The sequence below is a fragment of the Pseudomonas putida genome (assembly GCF_028682635.1).
Taxonomy (GTDB): domain Bacteria; phylum Pseudomonadota; class Gammaproteobacteria; order Pseudomonadales; family Pseudomonadaceae; genus Aquipseudomonas; species Aquipseudomonas putida_AE.
In genome coordinates, this window is sequence record NZ_JANHLK010000008.1 from 152,611 (window position 1) to 164,819 (window position 12,209).

Consider the following 12,209-nt stretch of genomic DNA (forward strand, 5'->3'; position numbering starts at 1 on the left):
AAAGCCGACCCATCTCCCACGGCCGTACCCGATCTACTGTAGGAGCTGGCTTGCCAGCGATGTAGGCCTGACAGCCGACCTGGATTTTGTTGACCGAGTACATATCCATTCCTTCGGTAACGGCCGCTTATGGTTTCGCCCTTACGGCGAGTCACTTGGAAAAGCCTGTAGGAGCAAGCTTGCTCGCGATGGAGGTCAACGATAACGCGGGAAGTCTGACACCCCGCGGCTAACCCGGCATCCATGCCGGTTTACCCACTGCGCAGAACCTCCACTCGGCCTCACGATGGGGCAAGAAGATCAAGATCAAGATCAAGATCAAAATCAAAAGCCAGAACCAAAGCCAAATCCGAAGCAAGGCGGCCGACCGACAGGCCTGTTTCATGTGCAGGTTATTGCACTGCCGACACCCGCCACACCTTGTTCCCCACATCATCGGCCACGAGCAAACCCCCTTGCTGATCAACCACCACACCCACCGGCCGGCCCATGGCTTTTTCCTCGTCATTGAGAAAACCGCTGAGCACATCCACCGGTTGACCGCTCGGTTTGCCGCCGCTAAAGGGCACGAATATCACCTTGTAGCCACTATGCGGCTTGCGGTTCCATGAGCCGTGCTGGCCGATGAAAGCGCCTTCCTTGAACTGCGCCGGCAGCTTGTTGCCCTCGGCAAACGTCAGGCCCAGTGAGGCGGTGTGCGGGCCGACCGCGTAGTCCGGGGCAATCGCCTTGGCCACCAGGTCGGGATTTTGCGGGTCGACGCGGACGTCGACGTGCTGGCCGTAATAGCTGAATGGCCAGCCATAGAAGGCGCCATCTTTCACCGAAGTGATGTAGTCCGGCACCAGGTCGCTACCGATTTCGTCACGCTCGTTGACGGCGGTCCACAGCGCGCCGCTTTGTGGCTCCCAGGCCATGCCGTTGGGGTTGCGCAGGCCTGAAGCGAAGATCCGGTGGTTGCCGGTGGCACGATCCACTTCCCAGATCGCCGCGCGCCCTTGCTCCTGGTCCATGCCGTTTTCGCCGACGTTGCTGTTGGAGCCCACCGTGACGTAGAGCTTGCTGCCGTCCTTGCTGGCGATGACGTTCTTGGTCCAGTGGTGATTAAGGGTGCCCCCCGGCAGGTCGACGACTTTGATCGGTTGCGACTTGATGGCCGTTTCGCCATCGACATAGCGAAAGCGCAGCAGCCGGTCGGTGTCGGCAACGTACAGGTCATTGCCGACCAGGGTCATGCCAAAGGGCGAGTTGAGGTTTTCCAGGAACACCGTGCGGGTTTCGGCGATGCCATCGTGGTTGCTGTCGCGCAGCAGCGTGATGCGGTTTGGGCTCGGAACGGCGGCACCGGCACGTCCCATGACTTTCTTGGTGATCCAGCCCTTGATGCCTTTGTTGTCATCGGGTTTGGGCGGGGCGTTGGTTTCGGCGACCAGCACGTCGCCATTGGGCAGCACGTAGAGCCAGCGCGGATGATCGAGGCCCTCGGCAAAGGCGCCGACCTGGGTGCCGCTGGCCGCGACGGGTTTGGCGCCGTCCGCCCAGCCGATGGCCGGGGCGATGTTCATCGTCGGGAACAGGGTCTTGTTGGGTTCCGGGAGCTTGGGGGACGGCCCGGTGCCGTCGGTGACTTGCAAGCGGGCGGTTTCGCCACAGGCGGCGAGCCCTCCCGCTAATGCGATAACGAAAACCAGCTGAGACGTGCGCATTGCTGACCTTCCCTATGAATGAAGTGACTTAAACCATAGAGAAGCGCGGCAGCCCGATGGTTCAACGTCAGCCGCGAGCTTCCTTGAGCAGCACGGCGATGCCGGGGTGATAGTGGCCGGCTTCGTTGCGCAATTTGCGATAGGCATAGGGGAAATACCAGGCCACGGCGCAGCTGTGCTCCTTTTGCAGGTCATCGACCATGTCCTGCAGTTCTTCGGGGGTGGCGCCTTGCTGGTTCTTGTGCGGCGCGACGAACAGGCAGCCGATTTTCAGGTCGCTGGCGTAGCTGATTTTTTTCGCGTCGCTGGTGATGTCCAGCAGGGCCTGGGTCAGGTTCAGGCTGTTGACCCGTGGCCAGCGTTGCGTGGTCTGCAGCCAGGCGCGTGCTTCGGGCGTGGCGATAAACAGATCGGCGCGGCCGTTGCGTTCGCCTTCTTCGGTCTGTTTGCGGGTGGGTGATTGTTGCAGGGTGATCATTTCGGCCATCCAGGCCGCAGCGGACAGCAGGCCGAGGTTGGCTTTTTCGTCGAGCCAGTAGGGCGTCTCGGTGTCGCCGCGCACGGCGTTATAGCGGTCGATACAGTCGAACCAGCGTTCGAGGACCGGACGCAGGAATTCCAGCTTCGGATTGCTGATGATGATGCCTTGCATGGGGTTCACCCTTGTTATTGTGTTGAGGCTTGTGGCTATTTGATATCACTGCTGTGAGTGTGGCACAAGATTGACGTCACTTGATTGATCGGCGGCAGTTATTCACGGCGCCACCGCGTCTTCAATTGACGCTCCACCCCCAACCCTCTAACCTTCGCCGCTTGTTTCAGGTGCTCTGTGGCTTTGGGTCGACAGAGTGAAACAGGGAAGCCGGTGAGTTGAGCGCTTCATTCGATGAAGCCCCGCGATCCCGGCGCTGCCCCCGCAACGGTAAATGAGTGAAAACTGCGTCAGAAGCCACTGCGTCGATCCTTGATGCGGGAAGGCGCGCAGTCCGGCATTACGCCGCTCATGAGCCCGGAGACCGGCCTGATCCATCCAAGCGGCATCACGGTGGGCGATGCCAGGCTTCTTGCCGTCTATTCTTGTGCCTGCCCGCCGTTAATCCTGCTTCAACGGAGAGCTCCCCCATGTCTGATACCCCTGATCGTGACGAACGTCATCTGGCGCGCATGCTGCGCAAAAAGGCCGTGATCGACGAACGCATCGCCAATTCCCCGAACGAATGCGGCCTGCTGCTGGTGCTGACCGGCAACGGCAAAGGCAAGAGCAGCTCGGCCTTCGGCATGCTTGCGCGTGCCATGGGGCATGGCATGCAGTGCGGTGTGGTGCAGTTCATCAAGGGGCGCAACAGCACCGGCGAAGAACTGTTCTTCCGGCGCTTCCCCGAGCAGGTGCGTTTTCATGTGATGGGCGAGGGTTTTACCTGGGAGACCCAGGATCGCCAGCGCGACATCGCGGCGGCCGAAGCGGCCTGGGCGGTGTCGCAGCAACTGCTGCGCGACCCATCGATTGGCCTGGTGGTGCTGGACGAGCTGAACATCGCCCTCAAGCACGGCTACCTCGATCTCGATCAGGTGCTTAGCGACCTGCAAGCGCGCCCGCCAATGCAGCACGTGGTGGTCACCGGTCGCGGCGCCAAGCCGGAGATGGTCGAACTGGCCGACACGGTCACTGAAATGGGCATGATCAAGCACGCCTTCCAGGCCGGTATCAAAGCGCAAAAAGGCGTCGAGCTGTGAATCAACCTCGTCATTGCCCGGCGGTACTGATTGCCGCGCCGGCCTCCGGCCAGGGCAAGACCACCGTGACCGCCGCGCTGGCCCGGTTGCATCGCAACCAGGGACGCAAGGTGCGGGTATTCAAGTGTGGCCCGGATTTTCTCGACCCGATGATCCTCGAACGCGCCAGCGGTGCGCCGGTGTATCAACTGGACATGTGGATGGTCGGCGAGCAGGAAAGCCGTCGCCTGTTGTGGGAGGCCGCCGCGGAGGCTGACCTGATCCTGATCGAAGGCGTCATGGGGCTGTTCGACGGTACGCCGTCGAGTGCCGATCTGGCGCGGCATTTCGGCGTGCCGGTGCTCGCTGTGATCGACGGTACCGCCATGGCCCAGACCTTTGGCGCACTGGCCCTGGGCCTGGCGCGCTATCAGCCGGACTTGCCGTTTGCCGGCGTGCTGGCCAACCGCGTGGGCACCCTGCGTCACGCGCAACTGCTCGAAGGCAGTCTGACCGAAGGCCTGCGCTGGTACGGCGCCTTGTCTCGGGAGACCGGCATTGAATTGCCGAGCCGCCACCTGGGCCTGGTGCAAGCCAGCGAGTTGAACGACCTGGACGTGCGCCTGGATGCAGCGGCAGACGCCCTGGCCAGCAGTTGCGAAGTCGCGCTGCCACCGGCGGTGACCTTCGCCGCGCCGGATGTAATCGCGGCCGAACCGCTTCTGGCTGGCGTGCGCATCGCCGTGGCCCGTGATGAGGCGTTTGCCTTCACCTATGGCGCCAGCCTGGATCTGTTGCGGGCGATGGGTGCCGAGTTGCGGTTTTTCTCGCCGATCCGTGACGCTGTTTTGCCCGAGGCGGACAGCTTGTATCTGCCGGGCGGTTATCCGGAATTGCACCATGTGGCGCTGTCGCAGAACACCTCGATGTTGGCGGCGATCCGCGCGCATCACGCGGCGGGCAAACCCTTGTTGGCGGAATGTGGCGGGATGCTTTATCTGCTCGACTCGTTGACCGATGTTGAGGGTACTCGGGCAGAGCTGGTCGGCTTGTTGAAGGGCGATGCGGTGATGCAGAAGCGCCTGGCTGCGTTGGCCTTGCAGGCGGTGGAGCTACCGGAAGGTTCACTGCGTGGGCACACTTATCATCATTCCTTGACCACCACCGAACTGACACCGATTGCCCGGGGCTTGAGCCCTAACGGCGGACGCGGGGCAGAGGCGGTTTATCGTGAGGGGCGGATGACGGCCTCTTATGTGCATTTTTATTTTCCGTCCAATCCGAAGGCGGTTGCCGCGTTGTTTGCACCCGACCTTGAGGCCGCCTTCGCTGGCAAGCCAGCTCCTACAGCGAAGAGGCCATGACCGACAACGCCTTCTCCGAAGCCGAACGCGATGCGGTCTACCGCGCCATTGGCGAACGCCGCGACATGCGCCACTTCGCCGGCGGCACGGTCGAGCCCGATTTACTGCGGCGCCTGCTCGAAGCCGCGCATCAGGCCCCGAGTGTTGGCCTGATGCAGCCCTGGCGCTTCATCCGCATCAGTGACCGCGCGCTACGCAGCCAGATCCAGGTCCTGGTGGAGCAGGAGCGCGTGCGCACCGCCGAGGCCCTGGGTGAGCGCACCGACGAGTTCATGCAGCTCAAGGTCGAGGGCATCAACGATTGCGCCGAGGTGCTGGTCGCCGCGCTGATGGACGATCGCGAACGGCATATCTTCGGTCGTCGTACCCTGCCGGAAATGGACCTGGCCTCGTTGTCCTGCGCGATCCAGAACCTCTGGCTGGCATCCCGCGCCGAAGGGCTGGGCATGGGCTGGGTCTCGCTGTTCGAGCCGCAAGCCCTGGCGGACCTGCTGGGCCTGCCGCCGGGTGCCAAGCCCTTGGCGATTCTTTGCCTGGGACCGGTCAAGGCCTTTTATCCGGCACCGATGCTGGTACTCGAAGGCTGGGCGCAGGCGCGTCCGCTGAGTGAGCTGTTGTATGAAAACTATTGGGGAGAGAGTCAATGAGTGTGGCGTTGTTGAGTGTCGCCGCGGTGGCGCTGGATGCGCTGCTGGGTGAACCCAAACGCTGGCATCCGCTGGTGGCGTTCGGCCGATTTGCCGAGCGCATCGAGCAACGTTTCAATGGCGGCGGTCGCGGCTGGCGCAGCCATGGGGTCACCGCGTGGGTGATCGCCGTGTTGCCGCTGACCCTGTTGGCCACGGCATTTTCCTGGGCGCCCTACGTCGGCTGGATCGTCGAGATTCTTGCGCTCTATTGCGCCCTGGGCATGCGCAGCCTCGGCGAGCATGTCACGCCTGTGGCGAAGGCTTTGCGCAGCGATAATCTTGAAGAAGCACGCCAACGCGTGAGTTATCTGGTCAGCCGTAAAACCAGCGATCTGGATGAAACCGCCGTCGCCCGTGCCGCCACCGAATCGGTGCTGGAAAACGGCAGTGACGCGGTGTTTGCCGCATTGTTCTGGTTTGCCGTGGCTGGCGCGCCGGGCGTGGTGCTCTACCGTTTGAGCAACACTCTGGACGCGATGTGGGGCTATCGCAACGAGCGCTTCGAGCGGTTCGGCTGGGCGGCGGCGAAGATCGACGATGTGCTCAACTACATTCCCGCGCGTCTGGTGGCGTTGACCTACGCGCTGCTGGGCAAGACCCGCCTGGCGTTGAAATGCTGGCGCACCCAGGGGCCGACCTGGGATAGCCCGAATGCCGGCCCGGTGATGGCGGCGGGTGCTGGTGCGTTGGGCGTCGAGTTGGGCGGGCCGGCGATTTATCACGGTGAACTGCATCAGCGCCCGAAGCTGGGCGAGGGCGTGCCGGCGGATGCCGACGCCATCGACCGCGGCTGGCAACTGGTCCAGCGAGGGGTATGGTTGTGGCTGCTGATTTTGTGCGTGGGGGCTGAATTTTATGCTTGAGCACGGTGGACGACTGCGCAAGGCGGCGCACGATTACGGCATTGACGAAGCCGATTGGCTCGACCTGTCCAGCGGCCTGGCGCCCTGGCCGTTTCCCGTGCCCGACATCCCGCTGCGCGCCTGGGCGCGGTTGCCGGAAACCGATGACGGCCTGGAGCAGGCGGCCTGCGACTATTACGGCACCCTGCAGGCATTGCCGGTCGCCGGCTCACAGATGGCCATCCAGTTACTGCCGCGCTTGCGCCGGGCGGGTAAGGTCGGCGTGCTGTCGCCTTGTTACGCCGAGCATGCCGAGGCGTGGCGGCGCAATGGCTACATCGTGCGCGAGGTGCTGGAGCAGGAAGTCGACTTCTTCGTCGACAGCCTCGACGTGCTGGTGGTGGTCAACCCGAACAACCCGACCGGGCTGAACCTGACGCCCGCGCGTCTGCTCGACTGGCATTCGCGCCTGGCCCCGCGCGGTGGCTGGCTGGTGGTGGACGAGGCCTTCATGGACAACACGCCGCACCTGAGCGTGGCGCCGTTTGCCCATCAGGTCGGTTTGATCGTGCTGCGCTCCTTTGGCAAGTTTTTCGGCCTGGCCGGGGTACGCCTGGGTTTTGTCCTCGCGGAGCGCCGGTTGCTCAAGCTGCTCGCCGAGCAGGTCGGGCCGTGGGCGGTCAGCGGGCCGACCCGGGTGCTCGGCCAGGCATGCCTGCGCGACACCGAAGGGCACACGCGCCAGCGCTTGCGTACCGATGAGGCCAGCGCGCGGCTGGCCACCTTGTTGACGCAATACGGCCTCGAGCCCCAGGGCGGTTGCGCCCTGTTCCAGTGGCTGAGCACCGAGCGCGCCGAACTGCTTCACGACTTCATGGCCCGGCGCGGCATTCTGCTGCGCCTGTTCACTCACAACAGCAGCTTGCGTTTCGGCCTGCCTGGCGATGAAGCCGACTGGGCACGTCTCGCTTCGGCGCTGGACGCCTACGCCAAGGAACACCCATGAGCACGCTGATGGTGCAGGGCACCACCTCCGACGCCGGTAAAAGCACCCTGGTAACGGCGCTGTGCCGCTGGGTGACACGCCAGGGTGTCCGCGTGGTGCCGTTCAAGCCGCAGAACATGGCGCTCAACAGCGCGGTGACCGCCGACGGTGGCGAGATCGGCCGCGCCCAAGCGGTGCAGGCCCAGGCCGCCCATCTTGAACCCCACACCGACATGAACCCGGTGCTGCTCAAACCCAACAGCGATACCGGCGCCCAGGTGATCATTCATGGTCGTGCGGTCACGACCATGAACGCCGTGGCCTATCACGACTACAAGGCTATCGCCATGCAAGCGGTGCTGGCCTCCCATGAACGCTTGAGCGCGGCCTATCCCGTGGTGATGGTCGAAGGCGCGGGCTCACCGGCCGAGATCAACCTGCGTGCGGGCGACATCGCCAACATGGGCTTTGCCGAAGCGGTGGATTGCCCGGTGGTGCTGATCGCCGACATCAATCGCGGTGGGGTTTTCGCCCATTTAATGGGCACCCTGGAACTGCTGTCGCCTAGCGAACAGGCGCGGGTCAAAGGCTTCATCATCAATCGTTTTCGTGGCGACATCGCGCTGCTGCAACCCGGCCTCGACTGGCTCGAGGCGCGCACCGGTAAACCGGTGATCGGCGTGCTGCCCTACGTGATGGACTTGCACCTGGAAGCCGAGGACGGCATCGATCAGCGCCAGGCCGACAAGGCCGGGCAACTGTTGAAAGTGGTGGTGCCGGTGTTGCCGCGCATCAGCAACCACACCGATTTCGATCCCCTGCGCCTGCACCCGCAAGTGGACCTGCAATTCATCGGCCCCGGCCAGGCGATTCCACCGGCCGACCTGATCATTCTTCCTGGCTCGAAAAGCGTGCGCAGCGATCTTGCGTACCTGCGTGCCAATGGTTGGGACACCGCGATTTCCCGGCATTTGCGCTATGGCGGAAAGGTCCTGGGTATTTGCGGTGGTCTGCAGATGCTGGGGGAGCAGGTGCATGATCCGCTGGGGCTGGAAGGGGCGTCGGGCTCGAGTGCGGGGTTGGGGCTGTTGGCGTTTGAAACGCAGTTGGAAGAAGAGAAGCAGCTGCGCAACGTGCGTGGGCGCCTGGCGCTGGAGAATGCTGAGGTCAGCGGTTATGAAATCCATGCTGGCGTCACTACCGGACCGGCATTGGAAAACGCTGCCGTGCAGCTCGATGACGGCCGCTGCGACGGTGCGCAAAGTCGCGACGGGCAGATTTTCGGCACTTACCTGCATGGCCTGTTCGAGTCACCAGCGGCGTGCAGTGCGCTGTTGCGCTGGGCGGGATTGCAGGATGTGCAGGACGTGGATTACCACGGGTTGCGCGAGCGGGATATCGAGCGGTTGGCGGATCTGGTGGAGAAGCATCTGGATACCGGACTGCTGCGTGAGCTCTGTGGGATTTGAGTTGGCTTTACCGGACCCTTCGCGGGCAAGCCCGCTCCTACAGTTTGACCGCGTTTCCCTGTAGGAGCGGGCTTGCCCGCGAAGGGGCCCGTCATGACACCGCACAATTTATGGAATAAACCATGCTCCAACTGATCCTCGGCGGCGCCCGCTCCGGCAAGAGTCGCCTGGCTGAAAAACTGGCAACCGACAGCCAACTCCAAGTGACCTACATCGCCACCAGCCAACCCCTGGACGGCGAAATGAACGAGCGCGTCGCCCATCACCGCGCCCGCCGTCCCGCCGAATGGGCGTTGATCGAAGAGCCGCTGGAACTGGCCCGCGTCCTGCGCGAGAACGCCAGCGCCGAGCGCTGCCTGCTGGTGGATTGCCTGACGCTGTGGCTGACCAACCTGCTGATGCTGGACGATGCCGAACGCCTGAACGCCGAGCGCGAAGCCTTGCTCGAATGCCTGGCCTCATTGCCGGGTGAAATCATTTTTGTCAGCAACGAGACCGGAATGGGTGTCGTGCCGCTGGGCGAATTGACTCGTCGTTATGTCGATGAAGCCGGTTGGCTGCATCAAGCCCTGGCCGAGCGTTGTCAGCGTGTCATCCTGGCCGTCGCCGGCCTGCCCCTGACTTTGAAAGGAACTGCGTTATGAGCCCATCGTGGTGGCTGACCCCGTGCCAACCGATCGACGCCCAGGCGGTCGAGCAGGCGCAAGCCCGTCAACAGCAACTGACCAAACCGGCCGGGTCGCTCGGTCAGCTTGAGTCGGTGGCGGTACAACTGGCCGGGCTCCAGGGGCAGGTCAAGCCGAGTCTGGAGCGGTTGTGGATCGCGATTTTTGCCGGTGACCATGGTGTGGTGGCCGAGGGGGTGTCGGCCTATCCCCAGGAAGTCACCGGGCAGATGCTGCACAACTTCGTCAGCGGCGGTGCGGCGATCAGCGTGTTGGCGCGGCAGTTGGGCGCCTCCCTGGAAGTGGTCGACCTCGGCACCATCACCCCGTCGTTGAACCTGACGGGTGTGCGTCACCTGAACATTGGTCCGGGCACGGCGAATTTCGCCCGGGGTCCGGCGATGACCCAGGCTCAGGGCGAACGCGCCTTGCTGGCCGGTCGCGACAGTGTGCAGCGTGCCATCGCGATGGGCGCGCAACTGTTCATCGGTGGCGAAATGGGCATCGGCAACACCACAGCGGCCAGCGCCCTGGCCTGTGCCTTGCTGGATTGTCCTGTGGTGCATATGACCGGGCCCGGTACCGGGCTGGATGCGACGGGTGTCAGTCACAAAGCTCAAGTGATCGAGCGCGCGCTGGCCTTGCACGACGCCCATCGGGGCGATGCGCTGCAGACCCTGTTCAACCTCGGTGGTTTTGAAATCGCGGCACTGGTCGGCGCCTACCTGGCTAGCGCCCAGCACGGCATCGCGGTATTGGTGGACGGGTTCATCTGCAGCGTCGCGGCGTTGGTGGCGGTGCGTTTGAATCCGTCGTGCCGGCCATGGTTGTTGTTCGGTCATCGCGGAGCCGAGCCGGGCCATCGCCATGTGCTCGAAACCCTGCATGCCCAACCCTTGCTGGACCTCGGGCTTCGCCTGGGCGAAGGCAGTGGCGCCGCGTTGGCCGTGCCATTGCTGCGCCTGGCCTGCGACCTGCACGGGCAGATGGCGACGTTCGCCGAAGCGGCGGTAGCGGATCGTCCGGCATGATTTTGCATCTGGATCTGTTGCGTCACGGTGAAACCGAACTCGGCGGCGGCTTGCGCGGCAGCCTCGACGACGCGCTGACGGACAAGGGCTGGGCGCAGATGCGCGAAGCGGTGGCGCAGCAGGGGCCCTGGGATCGCCTGGTCAGTTCGCCGTTGCAGCGTTGTGCACGATTCGCCGAAGAACTGGCGGTGCAATCAGGGCTGCCGATCGAGCTGGACAGCAACCTGCAAGAACTGCACTTCGGTGCCTGGGAGGGGCAGAGTGCCGCGGCGTTGATGGAAACCGACGCCCAGGCCCTGGGTTTGTTCTGGGCGGATCCTTATGCCTTTACCCCGCCTGAGGGCGAACCGGTCACGGACTTTTCCGCGCGGGTGCTGGCGGCGGTGGCGCGTTTGCATGAGCGGTACGCCGGGGAACGTGTGCTGCTGATCAGTCATGGCGGGGTCATGCGATTATTGCTGGCCCATGCCCGGGGCCTGCCACGCGAGCAACTGCTGAATGTCGAAGTGGCGCATGGGGCGCTGTTCTCGCTGGCGGTCGAGCCCGGTGGTGTATTGAAGGAAGTGCGCTGAATATGTTGCCGTTCTGGATCGCCCTGCAATTTCTCAGCAGCCTGCCGATTCGCCTGCCGGGCATGCCGACGCCTGAGGAACTGGGGCGCTCGCTGCTGTTTTATCCGCTGGTGGGTTTGCTGTTCGGCGCGATTCTATGGGCGCTGAACTGGCTGTTGCTGGGCACGCCATTGTTGCTTCATGCGGCATTGTTGCTGGCGGTGTGGGTGCTGCTCAGCGGCGCGCTGCACCTGGACGGCCTGGCCGACAGCGCCGATGCCTGGCTGGGCGGATTCGGCGATCGTGAGCGTACATTGACGATCATGAAGGATCCACGCAGCGGGCCGATCGCAGTGGTCACACTGGTGTTGGTGTTGCTGTTGAAATTTGCCGCACTGGTGGCGCTGATCGAACAGCAGCATGCACTGGCCCTGATCATCGTTCCCTTGATCAGTCGCAGCGCGCTGCTGGGATTATTCCTCACCACGTCCTATGTGCGTCCCGGTGGCTTGGGTCAGGCGCTGGCCGATCATCTTCCGCGCTTGGCGGGCAAGCAGGTGTTGGCGGCCAGTAGCCTGTTGTGCGTGCTGATCGCCGGTCTCAGCGCCGTATGGGCGCTGTTGCTGGCAGCGTTGATTTTCGTCTGGCTGAGGCAGGTGATGCTGCGTCGATTGGGTGGCACGACGGGAGACACGGCGGGGGCGTTGCTGGAATTGCTGGAAGTTGCGATCCTCGCAGGACTTGCACTTATTTAACCACGGGTATATACACGCATCATGCTCGACTCCCAATGTTTATGTATCAACCTGCGTCGCGCCGCCCGTGGCGTCAGCAGGCATTACGACGGCGCTCTCGATGGCTTCGGGATCAACGTTGCCCAGTATTCTTTGCTGTGCAATCTGCAGCGCCTGGATCAACCGAGTATTTCTACGCTCGCCGAGGCCATGGGGCTGGACCGCAGCACCCTGGGGCGCAATCTGCGGGTGCTGGAAGGTGAAGGCCTGGTAACGCTGGTGGAGGGCGAGGACATGCGCAACCGCATCGTCCGGCTGACCGAAGCGGGCGCCCAGCGCCTGGAAGCAGCCTTGCCGGCGTGGGAGGCGGCGCAACAGCGATTGGTAGATCGCCTGGGCGCCGAAAAGCGCGAAACGTTACTCAAGTTGCTGGACGAACTGGCATGAAGCCGGTTTGTAC

General features: G+C 63.5%; 13 protein-coding genes and 1 riboswitch. Of the genes, 11 read left to right on the forward strand and 2 right to left on the reverse strand.

The annotated features are described in order from the left end of the window. Positions 1 to 392: 392 nt before the first annotated feature. Both NPS56_RS12775 and NPS56_RS12780 read right to left on the reverse strand, forming a co-directional pair. Entirely contained in the window at positions 393 to 1,706 is a 1,314-nt protein-coding gene (locus tag NPS56_RS12775; RefSeq protein WP_274074916.1) for a PQQ-dependent sugar dehydrogenase, read from the reverse strand. Between the two features lie 67 nt (positions 1,707 to 1,773). After that, the gene (locus NPS56_RS12780) at positions 1,774 to 2,358 is read right to left on the reverse strand and encodes a hypothetical protein (RefSeq protein ID WP_274074917.1); all 585 of its coding nucleotides are present in this window, start codon (positions 2,356 to 2,358) and stop codon (positions 1,774 to 1,776) included. A gap of 151 nt (positions 2,359 to 2,509) precedes the next feature. After that, positions 2,510 to 2,745, forward strand: a riboswitch (cobalamin riboswitch). 83 nt (positions 2,746 to 2,828) lie between these two features. Between NPS56_RS12780 and cobO the strand changes: the two genes are divergently transcribed. The 11 genes from cobO to NPS56_RS12835 all read left to right on the forward strand — a co-directional run bounded on the left by cobO (position 2,829) and on the right by NPS56_RS12835 (position 12,196). Further along, a complete protein-coding gene (cobO, locus tag NPS56_RS12785) occupies positions 2,829 to 3,440 on the forward strand; it encodes a cob(I)yrinic acid a,c-diamide adenosyltransferase (RefSeq protein ID WP_008065287.1) in 612 nt (203 codons plus the stop codon). Then, entirely contained in the window at positions 3,437 to 4,783 is a 1,347-nt protein-coding gene (locus NPS56_RS12790) for a cobyrinate a,c-diamide synthase (protein ID WP_274074918.1), read from the forward strand. Before cobO ends, NPS56_RS12790 begins: the two co-directional genes overlap by 4 nt. Continuing rightward, a complete protein-coding gene (bluB, locus tag NPS56_RS12795) occupies positions 4,780 to 5,430 on the forward strand; it encodes a 5,6-dimethylbenzimidazole synthase (protein ID WP_274074919.1) in 651 nt (216 codons plus the stop codon). The genes NPS56_RS12790 and bluB overlap by 4 nt, the downstream gene beginning before the upstream one ends. After that, entirely contained in the window at positions 5,427 to 6,335 is a 909-nt protein-coding gene (cbiB, locus tag NPS56_RS12800; RefSeq protein ID WP_274074920.1) for an adenosylcobinamide-phosphate synthase CbiB, read from the forward strand. The genes bluB and cbiB overlap by 4 nt, the downstream gene beginning before the upstream one ends. Further along, positions 6,328 to 7,320: a threonine-phosphate decarboxylase CobD gene (gene cobD / locus NPS56_RS12805; RefSeq protein WP_274074921.1), complete on the forward strand. Its 993-nt coding sequence runs from the start codon at positions 6,328 to 6,330 to the stop codon at positions 7,318 to 7,320. Before cbiB ends, cobD begins: the two co-directional genes overlap by 8 nt. Next, complete coding sequence (locus NPS56_RS12810) at positions 7,317 to 8,768, forward strand: cobyric acid synthase (protein ID WP_274074922.1); 1,452 nt, start codon at positions 7,317 to 7,319, stop codon at positions 8,766 to 8,768. The genes cobD and NPS56_RS12810 overlap by 4 nt, the downstream gene beginning before the upstream one ends. A gap of 122 nt (positions 8,769 to 8,890) precedes the next feature. After that, complete coding sequence (gene cobU / locus NPS56_RS12815) at positions 8,891 to 9,412, forward strand: bifunctional adenosylcobinamide kinase/adenosylcobinamide-phosphate guanylyltransferase (RefSeq protein ID WP_274074923.1); 522 nt, start codon at positions 8,891 to 8,893, stop codon at positions 9,410 to 9,412. Next, positions 9,409 to 10,464 (forward strand): nicotinate-nucleotide--dimethylbenzimidazole phosphoribosyltransferase, encoded by a 1,056-nt coding sequence (gene cobT / locus NPS56_RS12820; protein ID WP_274074924.1) that lies wholly within the window; start codon positions 9,409 to 9,411, stop codon positions 10,462 to 10,464. The genes cobU and cobT overlap by 4 nt, the downstream gene beginning before the upstream one ends. Next, entirely contained in the window at positions 10,461 to 11,036 is a 576-nt protein-coding gene (cobC, locus tag NPS56_RS12825; RefSeq protein WP_274074925.1) for an alpha-ribazole phosphatase family protein, read from the forward strand. The genes cobT and cobC overlap by 4 nt, the downstream gene beginning before the upstream one ends. A gap of 2 nt (positions 11,037 to 11,038) precedes the next feature. After that, positions 11,039 to 11,770 (forward strand): adenosylcobinamide-GDP ribazoletransferase, encoded by a 732-nt coding sequence (locus NPS56_RS12830; protein WP_274074926.1) that lies wholly within the window; start codon positions 11,039 to 11,041, stop codon positions 11,768 to 11,770. A gap of 21 nt (positions 11,771 to 11,791) precedes the next feature. After that, on the forward strand, positions 11,792 to 12,196 hold the full coding sequence (locus NPS56_RS12835; RefSeq protein WP_274074927.1) for a MarR family winged helix-turn-helix transcriptional regulator: 405 nt from the start codon (positions 11,792 to 11,794) through the stop codon (positions 12,194 to 12,196). The last annotated feature ends 13 nt before the right edge of the window (positions 12,197 to 12,209 follow it).